We start from the raw sequence: 17142 nt of genomic DNA, 5'->3' as shown, positions 1-17142 counted from the left end.
GACATGAGCATCCAGACCGACGATTTCAGCGAAAAACGACTTATCGACGCAAAAACCGCGTCTCCCAATGAAGAAGCGATCGAACGTGCCTTGCGTCCAAAATTCCTGAACGAATACGTCGGCCAGCACAAAACTCGTGAGCAACTGGAAATTTTCATCGCTGCTGCAAAAAAACGTGGGGAAGCGCTTGATCATACCTTGCTGTTCGGCCCGCCTGGTCTCGGCAAAACGACGCTGGCACACATCATCGCCCGCGAAATGGGCGTCAATCTGCGCCAGACTTCCGGCCCTGTGCTGGAGCGCGCAGGCGATCTGGCCGCCATCCTGACCAATCTGGAAGCCAACGATGTCCTGTTCATCGACGAAATACACCGGATGTCGCCTGTCGTTGAGGAAATCCTTTATCCTGCCCTGGAAGATTACCAGATCGACATCCTGATTGGCGAAGGTCCCGCAGCCCGTTCGGTCAAGCTCGACTTGCAACCGTTCACCCTGATCGGCGCCACCACACGGGCTGGCATGCTGACCAACCCGCTACGCGACCGTTTCGGCGTCGTCGCACGACTGGAATTTTACGACATCGACGATCTGACCCGTATCGTAACGCGCAGCGCCATGCTGCTGAAAGCACCGATCGTACAGGATGGCGCCCGCGAAATCGCGCGCCGTGCACGAGGAACACCACGTATCGCCAACCGACTGCTTCGCCGCGTACGCGACTATGCCGAAGTCAAGGGCACCGGAAAAATCACCCGTGACATCGCCGATGCCGCCCTGAAAATGCTGGATGTCGATCCGGTTGGATTTGACCTGATGGATCGCAAATTGCTTGAAGCGGTACTCTTCAAGTTCAGCGGCGGTCCGGTCGGTATCGCCAATCTGGCTGCCGCCATCGGCGAGGAAATCGATACCATCGAAGATGTACTGGAACCTTATTTGATACAACAGGGTTATTTGCAACGCACACCACGCGGCCGTATCGCTACCACAGCGACTTATCGTCATTTCGGTATCGCGGCCCCTTCATCAAGCCAAACCGGCGATCTGTGGGACGAGACAACGAAATGACTTCAGCAAAACACTCTCCAGTCGATGTCGCCGTCGGGATTCTCATGCAGGAAAACGGCGATGTCCTGCTGGCCCAAAGACCGGCAGGCAAACCATATGCAGGTTACTGGGAATTTCCGGGCGGCAAGGTCGAAACCGGTGAAACCGTTGAAAACGCACTCAAACGCGAATTCATGGAAGAACTGGGCATTACCATTTTGTCGGCTTCCCCATGGTGCTGTGTCGAATACGTCTATCCGCATGCCCACGTCCGCCTGCATTTTTTCATCAGTCGCCACTGGCACGGTATACCGCAAAGTCGCGAAGGACAGGCTTTTTGCTGGCAAGGCGACATCCATGTCGAACCGTTGCTGCCTGCAACGATTCCCCTGCTCCACTGGCTGGATGAATACCGTTACCCGCACTGACCGGAACCTTCGCTCCTTCACCAAATCCGCTCCACGCCGATCGATGGTACAATCTCCGTCTTTATCCGACAGGAAACAACATGATCATCGAACTCGTCGATATTCTGATCCAGCCTGGCAAACAGGCTGAATTCGACCAGGCTATCCAGCATGGCATTCAGACATACATCGCGCCCTCAAAAGGTTTCATCGGCTACCGCATCAACAAATGCATTGAAACTCCCGAACGCTACGTCCTGATGAACTATTGGGAAACCCTTGAAAACCATACTGTCGATTTTCGCGGTTCGCCCGCTTTCACCCAATGGCGTGGCGTCGTCGGGCCGTTTTTCGCCCGTCCGCCCATCGTTGAACACTTTACGATTTTCGCGACAAAAAATGCCTGAAAAACGGCGTTTTTGTTGCCCTTCGGAGGCAAATCAGCGATAATGCACAGGCGTCGCCGGGGTGGCGAAATTGGTAGACGCAGCAGACTCAAAATCTGCCGGTGGAAACACCGTGCCGGTTCGATTCCGGCTCCCGGCACCAGACGATCGCAATTTGCAACTTTACCCGCTGGCCTTGAGACACGCTTCGTTTCAGGGCTTTTTTATTTGCCTTCCTCCCGAAACAGCAACGGCAACCGTTTTGCCCTATACCGCGATCCGCAGGCCAGTCGGCATTTCCGTATTCCGTCATCAGCCCCATTCCACGTCTTATACCTTTTGCATACGCTTCAAAAACAAAAAACCGGGAGTATCTCCCGGTTTTTTGCGTGCTCGATAAACACCTGTCACGAACAACAGGAACACTTGAACTGTTCCTTGGCTCTCTGACGCCACGTCTGCAACAGCGGATCGGTATAACCCGACGGCTGCGACAGCCCTCTGAATACCAGATCGCAAGCGGCACGGAATCCGGGAGAATGAGTGAAATCATCCGTCATCCTGCGATAGGTCGGATCGCCCGCGTTTTGCTGATCGACCACAGCAGCCATTCTCTTCAAGGTACTCATGACCTGCGGAACTGTAGCGATGCCATGACGCAACCAGTTCGCGATATGCTGGCTGGAAATACGCAACGTGGCACGGTCTTCCATCAGGGCGATATCACGAATATCCGGCACCTTGGAGCAACCGATACCCTGATTGACCCAGCGAACCACATAGCCGAGAATGCCCTGCGCATTGTTGTCGAGTTCCTGCTGGATTTCTTCCGGAGACCAGTTCGGCGTATCGGTTACCGGAATCGTCAGCAAATCATCGAGAACATCGACGAAAGGCTGTTTTTCCATCGCAGCCTGTGTTTCCTCGATATTGACCTGATGATAATGCATCGCATGCAAAACGGCAGCTGTCGGAGACGGAACCCATGCCGTATTGGCACCGGCACGCAAGTGATCTCCCTTCTGGGCGATCATATCGGCCATCAGATCCGGAGCGGCCCACATGCCCTTGCCGATCTGTGCACGGCCTCTCATGCCGCATTCCAGACCGACCTGAACATTATTGACTTCATAGGCGTTGATCCATGGCGTTTTCTTCATATCGCCCTTGCGGATCATCGGACCGGCTTCCATCGACGTATGGATTTCATCGCCGGTACGGTCAAGGAACCCGGTATTGATGAAGGCCAGACGATTCGGTACTTCAGCCACACAAGCTTTCAGGTTGGCACTGGTACGACGTTCTTCGTCCATGATACCCAGCTTGACGGTATTTTGCGGCAATCCGAGCAAAGCCTCGACCTTGTTGAACAGCTCGTTGGTGAAAGCCACTTCTTTCGGTCCATGCAGCTTCGGTTTCACAACATAGATGGAACCACGACGGGAACTGATTCTGTTTTGCAGATCACGTTTGACGATCAGCGTCGTGACGACGGCATCCATGATGCCTTCGAAAATATCGTTTTCGTCACAATCCAGAATAGCCGGGTTCTGCATCAGCAGGCCGACATTGCGGACGAAAATCAGGCTGCGGCCCGGCAGAGAAAATTTTTCGCCGTTTGCGACGGAGAGATACTCACGGTCACCGTTCATCTTGCGCACGAAGGTCGTACCGTTCTTGGTGACGTTTTCTTCCAGATCCCCCTTCATGACACCCAGAAGGTTCCGGTAAACCAGTACCTTGTCGTCGGCATCGACTGCCGCGACGGCATCTTCGCAGTCCAGAATGGTCGTTGTGGCAGCTTCCATGATGATGTCACGTACCCCGGCCGGATCGCTTGCGCAAATCGGATCGTTCTTGTCGAAAAGCAGATCGAAATGCATGTGATTCTGAACGAACAGCAGGGAAGACGGATTTTCCGGATCGCCATTGTAACCAACCAGCCATTCCGGCTGTTTCAGCGTCGTTTCGCTGCCATCTTTCAATACGGCGGCAAGCTGTTTGTTTTTGAGATAGTATCTGACGACATCGCCATGCGAACCTTTTGCCAGCGGGATGAATTCATCGAGCATGGCACGTGCATAAGCGATGACTTTCTGGCCTCTGACCGCATTGTACGGACCGCTCTTTCCTGCACCACCCTCTTCACTGATGGCATCCGATCCATACAGGGCATCATACAGGCTGGCCCAGCGTGCATTGACCGCATTGAGAACATAACGGGCATTCGTCAGCGGCACCACAAGCTGCGGTCCGCCCTGTACAGATACTTCGTCATCGATATTTTGCGGATCAATCCTGACATTTTCCGGAACAGGAACCAGATAACCGATTTCTTTCAGGAACTGCTTGTAGGCGTTCATGTCCTTGACAGGACCGGGATTCAGACGATGCCAGCAGTCCACTTCTTCCTGAAGACTTGCGCGTTCTGCCAGCAAATCGCGGTTTTTCTGCGTCATTTCATCGACAATTGCATCAAAACCGCGCCAAAAAGTATCACTGTCGATGCCGGTACCCGGCAATGCTTCCTCTTCGATAAAACGATACAGATTTTCAGCGACCTGTAAACGATAACATTTTTTACGTTCTGTCATATAACGTTTCTCTTGTATCCAAACCTGTGCGAATTGACAACTAAGTGACGTCACCGCATGCCATGCCGGTTGGCAGACAAGCGATGGCGCGAATGTTTTCTCATTCTTTGCCGCGCAATAGCAGGAGCGGACGCTTACCGCCATCCTGTCCGGATAAACACCATCATGCGTTGTCAGATACAGCTGTCTGATTACCCGTTTGTAACACGTATTCTTGTGTGAACACGACTTGTGCGCATGGAGAAGGGTTGCTTCTTTTTTTCACGGGTATATATGTTAGCAATAAAGTCTGTCCATGACACACAATTTTTTGTATAACACCCCGTACGTCTTATACAAAAAGCGTCTTATCCGGTCATTTTCCGCAAAAACCGTTTCCTTTCGGGCATATTTCATCATCCGCGACTAGAATCCCGACAACCACTTTCTGTGCTGCATGTACTGCCAGCATGCAACGATAATCAGTATGGGCAACAGGCATTCCAGAAATTCTTCCTGCGAAACCTGCAAGGCAACCAGCCAGTCCGAAAAATGCATTTTGTAAAGCTCCGTCAATACATTCAGCGACCGGTCGATGCACTTCGAAACCCCCAGTACAACGAAAAACACCAGTATGGTAATCGCGTGCCCTTCCTTGTTGAACAATTCACGGAAAAATGTACCCGCACAATGCCTGATGAAATAAAACAGCATCCAGAGAACCGGCAGCAAAATCAGTATGGCCAGCAATTTGTCCGTCACCGGAATATGGCTGCCCAGCCAGAAACGGCTTTTCAGGATGCTCTCGCTGCTGACAGACTTGTGCAAGTCCATCTCGCGCATGCACATATATGCCAGCATGATGACAACCGCACATTTCGTTGATCCCTTCATCTGTGTGCCGGCGAATATGACAACCACAATGGCGACGACATAAAAAACCAGCGTCATGGTCTCTATCATGCCGTTTTCCGACACGAATTCCAGCATATCCACCGGTGGCAATATCCACCAGCACACCAGTGCCGCCAGCGAGGTCAGCAAGGCCATATAGACCGATATCCAGGGAGATGCCTGCATCATCATGACCGTTTTGTGCCGTTCACGATACTGATAAAAAGAGACAGTTATCAGAAGCGGCAAAATGCATTCGAGATATTCTTCCTGCCCGGTCACCAGCGCTTCCACCCACATCGGAAAGCGCCATCCCCACATTTCGGTCATCATGTTCAGCGAGCGGTCGAAAATCTTGGAAATGACCAGCACTGCGAAAAACACGAAAATACCCACGGCATAACCGTCTTTCAAACACAAATCGGACCACCAGCGCCGCGTATAACCACGGATAAAATAAAACAGCGCCCACAACACCGGCAACAGAATGGCCAGCGCCATCAATTTGTCCGTAACGGGAAACTGGCTGCCCAGCCAGAACTTGATTTTCAGGATACTGGTACCGCTCAACGACTTGTGCAAATCCGCTTCCCGCATGAACATATACACCAGCAATATCACGATCGCCGCCCTGGTCTTTACCGTCAGAACTGTACGCCCGCTGTACAAAATGAGCGCGATGGCAACGATATAGACGACAAGCGTCAGATTTTCGATCGGTCCGTTCTCACGGACGAAACGGATCATCGATTCGCTCGACATGGCCATCCAGCTGACCAGAGCGGCAAGTGAAGCGGCGACGGAAATATAGACCGTCATCCATGGAGATCTTGATAAAGTCATACTTGCGGCACAACAACTCGGTACTGCAGATACGCCACCGGGTTAAAAAAAGGTTAAAACTCGTGAAAAAAAAGTTATTCTAGAGAAAGACCGCAAGCAATTCAATTCAGACAATACCGTACCACCGCGGCACAGCACCACGGTTCATCGTTATTGCGGTATTGAAAAGAAGGGAAAAATCCTGCTATCAGGTTGGATCGTGTTCACCGGTATCGTCCTTGCAGACGTTCTTGTCCGGTGGCACAGGCACCCGATTGTTCCAGGTATAGACGGACCAAGCCGTTGCACCGCACTGGTCACATGCCGGCCCGGTAGCACCACCATTGGCTCGCCACCCGTCAGGATTGGCCTTGCCGCCACAGAAAGGACAAGGCAAGAGTTTTTGTTCCTCGACATTGCCTCGCCAGACGGCACGAAAGACTTCATTGAAATCGGCAAACGTCAATTCCACACATCGTCCGACCCGGATGCCGAAAACGATCAGAAAATAAAAAGGCGTCACCAGAAACAGTAAAAAACGCCGCAATCCGGCTGACTTGATATGTATGAGCGGTGGCATGATATGACTTCGTTTCGGACAGTACCCTGCAAGACAAGATGTAAAAACGCCTGCATGACAACTGTACGACGAAAACCTCCTAATCCAGCTTGCCTTTCCGTTTGAGCCACTTGACGGCGATAAACCCTATGATCGCCGCAAGAAACAGGGAATCCAGTGCCCATTCATGAATGCTTTCTGTAGAAAAATTGCCATCGAACAGACGAAAGGACATGATCGCTCCACCCAGCAGAAGCGTCACCAGAAAGACGTGTAATTTACGCAGTTTTTTCATTGATTTTGATCGTACATTAACCATTTGCCATGCGTAAAAAATTTTTCGCATGCAGATAATAGTTTAACAGCTAAAACCGTACCCTATGCATTCTTTCATGCGGTGGCAAGCCGGCAAACCCGGTGAACCGTCCCGTCAATGCCGTTTCACCTGCATGACACCGCCGACTTCGCTGATCAGCTGCATCGCCTTCCCGAGACTTTCTGTCGATGCGATTTCCACCGTAAAAGACATTCTCGCCTGTCCCTTGTTGCTCTGTGTCCGTACACCGATCACATTGATCTTTTCGCGCATGAACACGTCGGAAATATCCCTTAACAAGCCTTGCCTGTCTCCTGCCAGCACATAAATATCGACAGGATATACCGTATCCGGCCCCGGCGTCCCCCAGTTCGTCTGGATAACCCGTTCCGGTGCTTTTTTCTCCATTTCCAGAAAATTCTTGCAATCCTGACGATGGATGGAGACTCCCTTACCACGCGTGACAAATCCGACGATCGGATCAGGTGGCGCCGGTTTGCAACACTTGGCCATCTGTGTCAGCAGTCCTTCCGTACCGACAACCAGAATACCCGATTTCGCGCCGCTGGCGACGCTGGATGCCTTGCTCTTGCGGATAATGTCGTCATTATTACCCGTATCCCGAACGGTTTCCTGACCATGAAGCGCCATCTCGATCGTTCGCATGTTGAGCTTTTCCTTGCCGGCGGCGAAAAACATTTCGTCCACCTTGGAAAACGCCAGTTTCCGCGCCAATTCCTCAAGATTGACCGCCGTCTTGCCTTCACGTTGCAAGAGTTTTTCGATCATGGTTCTGCCGCTGGCCACCGTTTCCTGATACTCGATCCCGTTGAACCATGACCGTATCTTGGCATGCGTACGCGGATTGACCGCAAATCCGGGACTTAACCAGTCACGTGACGGTCCGATATTGCCCGCAGCGCCCTTGGCTGTGATGATCTCGACCGTCTGTCCGCTTTTCAACGGCGTATTGAGCGGCACCATGACACCGTCCACGCGCGCGCCGCGGCAGCGGTGGCCCACATCGCTGTGAACCTGATAGGCGAAATCGATCGGCGTCGCGCCTTGAGGCAAATCGATCACCCGCGCTTGCGGCGTCAAGGCATAAATCCTGTCATCAAGCGTGGTCGCCTTGATTTTTTCCACCCACTCTTTATGAGAATCTTCTTCGGCCACCGCATCATCGACATCCGTCTTCCAGGACAACAGCTGACGCAAGAACGAAATCTTTTCATCATACTGCTGCGCGACAAACGTCGAGCCACCCGTTTCCTTGTAACGCCAATGCGCAGCCACACCGAACTCGGCCAAACGATGCATTTCCTGCGTCCTGATCTGTACTTCGAACGGTTGTCCGTTTTCCGCCACCACAACCGTATGCAGCGACTGGTAACCGTTCGGCTTCGGACGTGAAATATAGTCGTCGAATTCCTTGAGAATCGGTGTCCAGAGCCGGTGAATCATATCAAGCACCGTAAAACAGGTCTTGATATCGGAAACGATGACACGAAATGCGCGCAAATCATACATTTGCGAAAAATCGAGCGATTTGCCGCGCATCTTGTTATAAATACTGTAGATATGTTTCGGTCGTCCGGTCACATCGGCCTTGATACCGGCAGCATCCAGTTCCTGACGCAACCGTGCCATGATTTTCCGGATGAATTCTTCACGCTCGGTACGCTTTTCTTCCAGACTTTTCGCGATACGGCGATAGGCTTCCGGGTCAATGAACCTGAACGACAGATCCTCCAGCTCCCACTTCACCTGCCAGATACCCAGCCGGTTGGCCAGTGGCGCATAAATCTCAAGCGTTTCCTTGGCATAATGACGGCTGGCATCGTTATCTTCCTTTTTCTTTGCCAGATAACGCAACGCAGCCATCCGTGCGGCCAGCCGGATCATGACGACCCGCATATCGGCAGCCATCGCCAGCAACATCTTGCGCAACGTCTCTGCCTGAGCTTTTCTGATCTGCGCGGCATTTTTGCCATGCCCGATTTCGTCGAGACTGCCTGTCAGATCGCGCAATCTGAACAATTTTCTGGCACTGTCCACAAGATTGTCGACTTCCACACCGAACCGTGCTTCCAGCTGCGCGCCGGCTTCAGGGTTGTGTTCGGGCAAAACCGCCAGCAAACCGGCAATACGCGTCTGTGCATCGCTGTTCAATTCGGCCAGAATCAGGCCGATACTTTTCGAGAATTCGATCGCAGGCTGACCGCTGCGCATGCTGTGATCCGCATAGGCCTCCCGCGCAAAAGCATAAGCATCCATGACCTGCTTGCCATCCGCGCTGGAAAGACCTTCCGTCAAATTTTCGACTGCATCCGAAATCAGTACCGAAGAAACCATAATTCAATCCACCGTTACCATAACTATCGCCAAAGTTTTCTGTACCTGCGACACATCACAGTGCCATTGTAAGAAGAAAAAGCATGACAAGCCACAACAGCAACGTCCGCCATATCAATCCCAGTGCGCTCTGCAAAAACCGGATGGTCGGCAACTCTCCGGTACCGCCACCTGCCTCGTCGGCTGTCATCTCGCCAGATACCGGATCCCGATACACCCCCGAACCGCCATCATGAGCGATTCCCAACCGGATTCCCATCGCTCCTCCCGCAGAAGCCATCAACACGCCGACATTGCTGTTTTTCCAGCGTGCCGAAAAATGTTTCCACTCATAAAGGGTCGCCTCGAAATTACCGATCAGCGCAAACGAAACGGCCATCAATCTGACCGGAATCCAGTTGATCCAGTACGACATCCGTTCTGCAAAACGGCTGAACGCATCCTCGCCATCCCACCGGTTTTCATCATCCTTGTACAGGCATGCCGCAATACGATAAAACACGGCTCCGGCCGGTCCCAGGGGCATGACAAACCAGAAAATGACGCCGAACACATCTTTCAGAACGGTCAACAACGATTTTTCGATGACAAGATCCGGCACATCCGGATCAGTGGCACAAACGATCCTGCCATGACACCATTCAGAGAGCAAATCCCGTGCCTGTACATTTTCACCGTTTAGCAACGCCATCTGTATCGACGTAAAGCAACGATTGTAGTGTCTGAATCCCATGCACATATACAGAACCAGAATATTCCACAGCAATCCGAGAAACGGATGCACTGCCAGACATAGCCAGTAAACGGCCAGCACGGGAAGTACGAAACAGGAAGCCGCCATGACCCATCCTGCCCTGACATGATGCGCCATGGGTGCATCGCACCATTTTCTGACACGACATGCAACCGATTGCATCAGCCCGATAAAAAGATTATCCGCACGCGAGGGCCTGAAATGATCAATCAGCAACGCACAAAGAATCGAGAAAAAAATCATTGAAATTCCGGTCGAGCCGCCTCTTTCATACAATATCTCATGCAGACACATAATCGCATGGCCTCCGGCGCACGGCTTAACCGTCTTGCGCCGGCAATTGCGCTTGCATGAACCGGATGGTACCGGTCAAACCATTACGCTTTCAGGAAATGGTACAGATTGCGCAACATCCCTGCTGTCGCCCCCCAGACGAAGCGGTTACGATACGGCACCGTATAAAACGACCGCCTGCCGGCACCATTGGGAAATTCTGCCGACCTGATCTGGTAATTGGAACCGTTCATGAAAAACGGGAACGGCACCTCGAAAACTTCCGCCACTTCATCCGGATTGGTATGTATCACGAAAGGTGGCGTCACGATGGAAACAACGGGCGTGACCCGATACCCGCTGCCGGTACGGTATTCGGGCAACGTTCCCAGAATGTCGACATGACTGCGGTCGATACCGACTTCTTCTTCCATTTCTCGCAATGCCGTTTCGATACGGGTACTGTCGGTCAGATCGACACGTCCGCCCGGAAAGCTGATCTGCCCCGGATGATCATGCATATGCAAGGCACGCTGTGTCAGCATCAGTGACAAACCATCCTGCCGGTTGACCAGCGGCACCAGAACGGCTGCCGGAATCCAGCGGTCACGATGGACAAACGCCGGCTCTGCATTGATTTCCGGCGTCCATGCCGGTGGATTGGAAAAACGTTTCCTGATCCATTCCGGATTCAGACGTTCTTGTGGCACAGCCTCTCCGCTGCCGATCGAATCGACAGGCAATTTTTCCGGATCAAAACCCAATTTGGCCATGTTCTCTCCCGACAATGCAAAAAGGGGGCATCACAGATGCCCCCTTCACAATCGAACCATTCGTTCAATCATTCAGCGCTTTTTGCGCTCCGGCTGGGCAATTTTTCCTTGATACGTGCGGACTTGCCGGAACGTTCACGCAAATAGTACAACTTGGCGCGACGGACATCACCGCGACGTTTGACTTCAATGGAAGCGATCAGCGGGGAATACAGCTGGAAAGTACGTTCCACACCTTCGCCGGAAGAAATCTTGCGAACGATGAAATTGGAATTCAGGCCACGATTGCGGCGGGAAATGACCACACCTTCGTAAGCCTGCGCACGTTTGCGGTTACCTTCAACCACCATCACGTTAACGACGACCGTGTCGCCCGGTGCGAAATCCGGGATGTTTTTCCCCAGACGTTCGATTTCTTCTTTTTCTAACTGCTCAATCAGATTCATTTCTACTCCTAAAGCCATCTTGCCGGCGTACTGGAATATTCCTTTTTTGTCATTTTGACGATACCCGGTATAGGATGACGGTTAATAAACGTGAACAGACGTTCACGACGCTACTATACACCAACTGCTACGACTTAAAAACTCTTTGTCCTCAGGGGACAATTTTCCGGCTTCATCGGCCTTGCGAAGCAAATCCGGCCTTTTATGCAATGTCATCAACAAGGCCTGCCGACGACGCCAGCGTGCGATTTCCGCATGATTGCCCGTCATCAGGACATCGGGAACCGCGACGCCATCATATTGCGGCGGTCGCGTAAAATGCGGACAGTCCAGAATCCCCGATACGAAACTGTCTTCTACCGCCGACAGCTCATCATGCAACACACCCGGTAACTGACGGATGACAGCATCCATCAATGCCATGGCCGGAATCTCGCCTCCGGACAACACGAAGTCACCGAGACTGATTTCCTCATCGACATGCTTCTCGATCAGACGCTGATCGACCGCTTCATACCTTCCGCACAACAAGATCATGCCGGAAACAGACGATAACGCCATGACCTTTTCGTGATCCAGCGGCCTCCCCTGTGGAGACAGATAAATGACCGGTGCGCCTTCGATTCCGGTCCGGGACAACCTGTCTTTTGCGGCGACGATCGCGGCATCGAGCGGCTGCGCCATCATGACCATGCCTGGACCACCGCCATACGGACGATCATCCACCGTGCGATGTCTGTCATGTGTGAAATCACGTGGATTCCACAAGGTCAGGGAACAGCGTTTTTCTTCAAATGCCCTTCGGGTAATACCGGAGCCCGTCAGTACGGAAAACATTTCCGGAAACAGGGTAATCACATCGAACTGCATCGCCGCCCTTTCCGTAAAGTCACCACCTGACTGATCGCTTTCGCCATCAGTAATCGCGTTCCCAGTCAACCGTTATCTTCCGGTCTTCACGCGAAACCGCAGTTACATACTGGCTGACAAACGGGATCAGCAACTCCTTGTTGCGCCCGTCCGGCATGACGGTATCCACCCGTAAAACAGGATGCGCACCGTTATCCATGAGTCCCTTGACGATTCCCAAAGACTCCCCGCGCAAATTGAAAACGGACAGACCGATCAGATCGACCCAGTAATATTCGTTTTCTTCCAGCGAAGGAAAATGGCCTCTCGAAATACGGACAACGGCACCGCGCAGCGCTTCTGCCGCATTGCGATCATTCACCCCGTCGAAACGGGCAACGACTTCATCGCCCTGCCATCGTGCCTGAACGACACGAATCTCATGGCACACAGGCAAATCCAGCCACCACGTCCTGACCGTCAGCAGCGCTTCCGCCTCGGCGGAATAGGGATGCACCCTGACCCAGCCACGGATTCCATATGCACCGCTGACATGACCGACTTCGACCAGATCGCCGGGAATCGGCAACTGAACGTTTTCCAACGCTTTCAAACGTGAGACAGAAATTACTTGGCGGCTGCAACCAGACGTGCGACCGTCGGGGACAATTTGGCGCCGACGCTCTGCCAGTAGGTCAGACGATCGGTTGCGATACGGATACCCTGTTCATGTTCTGCCGCAAACGGATTGTAGGTACCCAGACGTTCGATGAAACGTCCATCACGACGGTTACGGGAATCGGCTGCAACGATTTGATAAAAAGGACGCTTTTTGGCGCCACCACGAGCTAAACGAATAACGACCATGAGTCTTCCAAAAAAAAGTTCAAACGGAAAAATCTTGAGATTATATCCGAATTCGTGTCAAAGCAATAGCTTATTTGCGACAAAGTCCGGCTGCTGCGACCAGAAAATCATCCTGTCGCAAGAGCATACCGTCTGTCAGTCATTCCGGACCAATACCAGCTTCTGGTACAGACCTCCGAAATAGGTTTCATGCCTTTCGACAGTGCAGGCAGGAGACTCCGGCAGATAATACGCCAGTTCATGGCGCCACATATCCGTGGCGAACGGCTCGAACAACAAAAACACCAGACGTTGCCATAATCGCAAGGGATGCCACCATGTCGGTTTGTGGAACTCGACGAAAATGACTTTTCCGCCCGGCTTGACCACACGCAGCGCTTCCGACATCGCCATGCGTCGCCGGTCTTCCGGCAATTCATGCGGCAGAAAAAACATCAACGCCTGGTCATATGATGCATCCGGACAATCCAGATGCGTTGCATCGCACTGGATCAGCCTGACCCGCTCATCAGGCCATTTCAGTTTTTTCCGGACATTTTCCAGCTGGACATTCAGGACATCGATGACATCGAGCCGTGCACCGTCGTTCAGCCTGCCTTCCAGCCGGGGGGTAAGCTTTCCGTAAGCACACGAAATTTGCAGGGTATCTCCCGAAAGCCCATTTTCGAATTCATCCAGAACCGCATCGACCAGACGATCGTAATTGCCCAGCAAAATGAAATTGATCAAAAAACCGTGATCCCAGAAGCGCACAGCCAGCGGATGCTCATATGCCCACCAGTATATCTTGTGCAAATACCCCGGCGTTTCAACCGGTACGACCGATTGCACGAACGCAACCGCCGGTTTGTCGACCGGTCTTTCTGTATTGTCTGGAATTGGATCCGATACCTTCATGCACCATCCGGCAGCCGCATTCGATGCCAGCCACACTGTACTTTAAATCATAATGTGCCGATTTTATCCCATTTCAGCCAATGCTAGACAAAACCGTGCAGGTCTTCGCCGTCCTTTTACACATGGAAAAATCCGCACTTTTCCGAAAAACCGGACGGATACCGGCAATCTCGGGCTATTATTGCAATCAGTATCAACACCATACCGCATGACGCTTTCGCCAACTTCCGTGCAGGAGAAAACCGATGAATGATGCACACCACCTTTCCGGACAGCGTTTTTTCGCCGTCATCAATGCCGGCTCATCCAGTCTGAAATACTCCCTGTTCGCCGAAACAGATGACGGACGTCTTGAACGCAAAACCGATGGTGGCATCGAAGGCATCGGCAGCGACAAGCCATACTTCATCGCCTACGACGACGACAAATACAAAATGGACGAACACCGGTGGACGACCTGCGAACCGCTGGAAACGCTGCTGGCATTCCTGATCGAATGGATCGAAAATTTCCTCGCGCCCAACCACCTGAGCGCAGTCGGCCACCGGATGCTCCATGGCGGTACGCTTTATGACGAACCGATCATCGTCACGCCGGAAATTCTGGAAAATCTGCGAACCCTCGTTCCTCTGGCGCCACTGCACCAGCCGCGCATCCTCAAGGTCATCGACACGCTGGCAGCGCGCTACCCCGGCCTGTGCCAGATCGTCTGCTTCGACACGTCTTTTCATAAAACCAACCCGCCCATCTCGCGACTGTATGGTCTGCCGCAATCCCTGACAGACAAGGGACTGCAACGCTACGGTTTTCACGGATTGTCCTTTGAATATGTCAGCATGGAACTGAAACATATCGACATGCATGCTGCCATGGGGAAAACCATCATCGCCCATCTGGGCAGCGGTGCCAGCATGTGCGCGATGGTCGGCGGCAAAAGCGTCGCCAGCACCATGGGATTTTCCGCTCTGGACGGTCTGGTGATGGGAACACGATGCGGCCAGCTCGATCCTGGTGTCATCCTGTATTTGCTGCAATACGAAAACATGAACGCCCATGATCTGGAAACACTGCTTTATCAGGAATCCGGCCTCCTCGGCGTATCCGGCATCAGCAACGATGTCCGCGACCTCATGGCCAGCGACGATCCCGCCGCAAAAACAGCTCTCGAACTTTTCGTTTACCGCGTCGTCCGCGAAACCGGTTCACTGGCTGCGGCCTGCGGTGGTCTGGACGCCTTTGTATTCACAGCAGGCATCGGTGAACGTTCTCCGGAAATCCGTGCCGCCATCTGCGAACAACTCGACTGGCTGGGACTCGAACTGGATGAACGCGCCAACAGGCTGGGAGAACTGAAAATCAGTACCGACACCAGCCCCGTTTCCATCTGGATTCTGCCGACATTCGAGGAACTGATGATCGCCCGTCACGGTGCACGGCTGTCGGCCCAATACGAACGGGAACGGCAAAAAAAGGCATAACCCGAAGTATCGGTCAGGCCGCCGTCAATTCTTCCAGCGGCCATCTCGGTTTGACGGTAAAGCCATATCCCATATGGGCGGCATCCGGATTGCGCAGCAAACGCATGGCGCCGGCAAAGGCAATCATCGCACCGTTATCTGTACAAAACTCCAGTTCCGGATAAAACACTCGATACCGACGTCGCGCCGCCATATTGTCCAGTGCTGCACGCAACTGTCTGTTGGCGCCGACGCCGCCCGCCACGACCAGCTGTCTGAGCTTTGTTTGTCGCAATGCCTGCGCACATTTGGCTGCCAGTACATCGACAATCGCATCGACAAAAGCACGTGCGATATCGGCACGTACCTGATCATCTTCCGGATGCACTTCTTTTTTCAGCGTCGTCAACACCGCCGTCTTCAAACCCGAAAAGCTGAAATTCAAATCCCCCGAATGCAACATGGGGCGCGGCAAATGGAAAACATCCGGTCTGCCGCGTTCTGCCAGCCTTGATATTTCCGGTCCGCCCGGATAAGCCAGCCCCAGCAATTTGGCGGATTTGTCGAATGCCTCGCCAGCCGCATCGTCAAGCGTCTCGCCCAACAATTCATACCGTCCGACTTCGTCCACTCGCATCAACTGGGTATGTCCGCCGGACACCAGCAGGGCGACGAAAGGAAAAACCGGCGGATTTTTCGCCAGCAACGGTGAAAGCAGATGGCCTTCCAAATGATGCACCCCGATCAGCGGTTTCCCGAGCGCCATCCCCAGACTGGCCGCCATCGAGCTGCCGACCAGCAAGGCGCCCGCCAGTCCGGGTCCCTGGGTATAGGCGATCGCATCGATCGCATCCGGTTTCAGGCCAGCCTTTTCAAAAGCCTGTTCGACCAGCGGAACGATACGGCGTATATGGTCACGCGAGGCCAGTTCCGGCACCACACCGCCATATTCGGCGTGCAAGGCGATTTGTGAATACAGCGCATGAGACAGAAGTCCCTTTTCCGTATCGTATATCGCGATACCCGTTTCGTCGCAGGACGACTCAATACCCAGAACGATCATGAGAAATTTTTGTACAAAAATAAAGACATTATTTTATCAACATATTGACAGGTTCATCCATCTATCGCTATAATGCAGTTCTTTCGGGTCGTTAGCTCAGTTGGTAGAGCAGCGGACTTTTAATCCGTTGGTCGGGCGTTCGAGCCGCCCACGGCCTACCAGAACATGAAAATCCACCGACAATGTCGGTGGATTTTTTTTTTGCATTCTTTTGCATCCGAGCCGCGCACCATACCGGCCTTCGCCCATCCTCCTGTTTCCACGTAAATACCGGCATATCGCCGGAATCCGCACAAACCGTTATCCTTCCAAGCATTGCCCCATTTTCCCGTTTTCCGAAAACCCTGCATCCATTAAAATGAAAACGCGCCGTCAGACCGGACGGAACGCCATCGCACACCGGC

17 protein-coding genes and 2 tRNA genes are annotated in these 17142 nt (G+C 52.8%); 6 read left to right on the top strand and 13 right to left on the bottom strand.

The features are described from left to right. The first annotated feature begins 3 nt into the window (after window positions 1-3). The 4 genes from ruvB to NAI64_RS00320 all read left to right on the top strand — a co-directional run bounded on the left by ruvB (window position 4) and on the right by NAI64_RS00320 (window position 2003). On the top strand, window positions 4-1068 hold the full coding sequence (gene ruvB / locus NAI64_RS00335; protein WP_269296703.1) for a Holliday junction branch migration DNA helicase RuvB: 1065 nt from the start codon (window positions 4-6) through the stop codon (window positions 1066-1068). Continuing rightward, window positions 1065-1475: an 8-oxo-dGTP diphosphatase MutT gene (gene mutT / locus NAI64_RS00330; protein ID WP_269296702.1), complete on the top strand. Its 411-nt coding sequence runs from the start codon at window positions 1065-1067 to the stop codon at window positions 1473-1475. The genes ruvB and mutT overlap by 4 nt, the downstream gene beginning before the upstream one ends. Window positions 1476-1555: 80 nt before the next feature. After that, window positions 1556-1861, top strand: coding sequence for an antibiotic biosynthesis monooxygenase family protein (locus NAI64_RS00325; protein ID WP_269296699.1), 306 nt, complete (start codon window positions 1556-1558; stop codon window positions 1859-1861). 55 nt (window positions 1862-1916) lie between these two features. Beyond that, window positions 1917-2003, top strand: a tRNA-Leu gene (locus tag NAI64_RS00320). Between the two features lie 244 nt (window positions 2004-2247). On the opposite strand, the gene NAI64_RS00315 is transcribed toward NAI64_RS00320, so the two are convergent. From NAI64_RS00315 to rquA, 12 genes are all read right to left on the bottom strand, one after another. Next, window positions 2248-4434, bottom strand: coding sequence for a malate synthase G (locus NAI64_RS00315; RefSeq protein ID WP_269296697.1), 2187 nt, complete (start codon window positions 4432-4434; stop codon window positions 2248-2250). Between the two features lie 405 nt (window positions 4435-4839). Then, window positions 4840-6150: a hypothetical protein gene (locus NAI64_RS00310; protein WP_269296695.1), complete on the bottom strand. Its 1311-nt coding sequence runs from the start codon at window positions 6148-6150 to the stop codon at window positions 4840-4842. Between the two features lie 187 nt (window positions 6151-6337). Beyond that, complete coding sequence (locus NAI64_RS00305; protein ID WP_269296693.1) at window positions 6338-6709, bottom strand: hypothetical protein; 372 nt, start codon at window positions 6707-6709, stop codon at window positions 6338-6340. A gap of 79 nt (window positions 6710-6788) precedes the next feature. Further along, entirely contained in the window at window positions 6789-6983 is a 195-nt protein-coding gene (locus NAI64_RS00300) for a hypothetical protein (protein ID WP_269296691.1), read from the bottom strand. A 135-nt stretch (window positions 6984-7118) separates the two neighbouring features. Continuing rightward, complete coding sequence (locus NAI64_RS00295; RefSeq protein WP_269296689.1) at window positions 7119-9359, bottom strand: RelA/SpoT family protein; 2241 nt, start codon at window positions 9357-9359, stop codon at window positions 7119-7121. Window positions 9360-9414: 55 nt separating this feature from the next. Next, on the bottom strand, window positions 9415-10356 hold the full coding sequence (locus NAI64_RS00290) for a CobD/CbiB family protein (protein WP_269296688.1): 942 nt from the start codon (window positions 10354-10356) through the stop codon (window positions 9415-9417). A 134-nt stretch (window positions 10357-10490) separates the two neighbouring features. After that, complete coding sequence (locus tag NAI64_RS00285; RefSeq protein ID WP_269296686.1) at window positions 10491-11159, bottom strand: CoA pyrophosphatase; 669 nt, start codon at window positions 11157-11159, stop codon at window positions 10491-10493. A 68-nt stretch (window positions 11160-11227) separates the two neighbouring features. After that, window positions 11228-11605 carry a 50S ribosomal protein L19 gene (gene rplS / locus NAI64_RS00280; protein WP_269296684.1) on the bottom strand — a complete coding sequence of 126 codons (378 nt, stop codon included), beginning with the start codon at window positions 11603-11605 and terminating at the stop codon, window positions 11228-11230. Window positions 11606-11707: 102 nt separating this feature from the next. After that, window positions 11708-12475, bottom strand: a complete 768-nt coding sequence (gene trmD, locus NAI64_RS00275; protein ID WP_269297953.1) for a tRNA (guanosine(37)-N1)-methyltransferase TrmD — start codon at window positions 12473-12475, stop codon at window positions 11708-11710. Window positions 12476-12521: 46 nt separating this feature from the next. Then, window positions 12522-13067, bottom strand: coding sequence for a ribosome maturation factor RimM (gene rimM / locus NAI64_RS00270; protein ID WP_269296682.1), 546 nt, complete (start codon window positions 13065-13067; stop codon window positions 12522-12524). 14 nt (window positions 13068-13081) lie between these two features. Further along, entirely contained in the window at window positions 13082-13321 is a 240-nt protein-coding gene (rpsP, locus tag NAI64_RS00265; protein WP_269296680.1) for a 30S ribosomal protein S16, read from the bottom strand. Window positions 13322-13456: 135 nt separating this feature from the next. Then, entirely contained in the window at window positions 13457-14218 is a 762-nt protein-coding gene (gene rquA, locus NAI64_RS00260; RefSeq protein WP_269296678.1) for a rhodoquinone biosynthesis methyltransferase RquA, read from the bottom strand. 245 nt (window positions 14219-14463) lie between these two features. On the opposite strand from rquA, the gene NAI64_RS00255 reads away from it, so the two are divergent. Further along, complete coding sequence (locus NAI64_RS00255; protein WP_269296676.1) at window positions 14464-15696, top strand: acetate/propionate family kinase; 1233 nt, start codon at window positions 14464-14466, stop codon at window positions 15694-15696. Window positions 15697-15709: 13 nt separating this feature from the next. Here NAI64_RS00255 and tsaD read toward each other — a convergent pair whose 3' ends face one another. After that, window positions 15710-16738 carry a tRNA (adenosine(37)-N6)-threonylcarbamoyltransferase complex transferase subunit TsaD gene (gene tsaD, locus NAI64_RS00250; protein ID WP_269296674.1) on the bottom strand — a complete coding sequence of 343 codons (1029 nt, stop codon included), beginning with the start codon at window positions 16736-16738 and terminating at the stop codon, window positions 15710-15712. Between the two features lie 85 nt (window positions 16739-16823). Between tsaD and NAI64_RS00245 the strand changes: the two genes are divergently transcribed. Beyond that, window positions 16824-16899: transfer RNA gene (locus NAI64_RS00245), tRNA-Lys, on the top strand. Window positions 16900-17142 lie beyond the last annotated feature (243 nt).

Origin of the sequence: Oxalobacter paeniformigenes (genome assembly GCF_027158465.1) — a bacterium.
GTDB classification, from domain to species: Bacteria; Pseudomonadota; Gammaproteobacteria; order Burkholderiales; family Burkholderiaceae_D; genus Oxalobacter; species Oxalobacter paeniformigenes.
The sequence above is the reverse complement of the archived record's forward strand: the minus strand, read 5'-3'. Positions and strand labels throughout refer to the sequence as shown.

What these genes read in the sequence shown, in the direction of transcription:
- NAI64_RS00295 (WP_269296689.1), bottom strand. Translation starts at nt 9,359, where the DNA reads ATGGTTTCTTCGGTACTGATTTCGGATGCAGTCGAAAATTTGACGGAA.
- ruvB (WP_269296703.1), top strand. Translation starts at nt 4, where the DNA reads ATGAGCATCCAGACCGACGATTTCAGCGAAAAACGACTTATCGACGCA.
- NAI64_RS00325 (WP_269296699.1), top strand. Translation starts at nt 1,556, where the DNA reads ATGATCATCGAACTCGTCGATATTCTGATCCAGCCTGGCAAACAGGCT.
- tsaD (WP_269296674.1), bottom strand. Translation starts at nt 16,738, where the DNA reads ATGATCGTTCTGGGTATTGAGTCGTCCTGCGACGAAACGGGTATCGCG.
- rquA (WP_269296678.1), bottom strand. Translation starts at nt 14,218, where the DNA reads ATGAAGGTATCGGATCCAATTCCAGACAATACAGAAAGACCGGTCGAC.
- rpsP (WP_269296680.1), bottom strand. Translation starts at nt 13,321, where the DNA reads ATGGTCGTTATTCGTTTAGCTCGTGGTGGCGCCAAAAAGCGTCCTTTT.
- rplS (WP_269296684.1), bottom strand. Translation starts at nt 11,605, where the DNA reads ATGAATCTGATTGAGCAGTTAGAAAAAGAAGAAATCGAACGTCTGGGG.
- mutT (WP_269296702.1), top strand. Translation starts at nt 1,065, where the DNA reads ATGACTTCAGCAAAACACTCTCCAGTCGATGTCGCCGTCGGGATTCTC.
- NAI64_RS00305 (WP_269296693.1), bottom strand. Translation starts at nt 6,709, where the DNA reads ATGCCACCGCTCATACATATCAAGTCAGCCGGATTGCGGCGTTTTTTA.
- NAI64_RS00310 (WP_269296695.1), bottom strand. Translation starts at nt 6,150, where the DNA reads ATGACTTTATCAAGATCTCCATGGATGACGGTCTATATTTCCGTCGCC.
- NAI64_RS00300 (WP_269296691.1), bottom strand. Translation starts at nt 6,983, where the DNA reads ATGAAAAAACTGCGTAAATTACACGTCTTTCTGGTGACGCTTCTGCTG.
- NAI64_RS00315 (WP_269296697.1), bottom strand. Translation starts at nt 4,434, where the DNA reads ATGACAGAACGTAAAAAATGTTATCGTTTACAGGTCGCTGAAAATCTG.
- NAI64_RS00290 (WP_269296688.1), bottom strand. Translation starts at nt 10,356, where the DNA reads ATGATTTTTTTCTCGATTCTTTGTGCGTTGCTGATTGATCATTTCAGG.
- NAI64_RS00285 (WP_269296686.1), bottom strand. Translation starts at nt 11,159, where the DNA reads ATGGCCAAATTGGGTTTTGATCCGGAAAAATTGCCTGTCGATTCGATC.
- NAI64_RS00255 (WP_269296676.1), top strand. Translation starts at nt 14,464, where the DNA reads ATGAATGATGCACACCACCTTTCCGGACAGCGTTTTTTCGCCGTCATC.
- trmD (WP_269297953.1), bottom strand. Translation starts at nt 12,475, where the DNA reads ATGCAGTTCGATGTGATTACCCTGTTTCCGGAAATGTTTTCCGTACTG.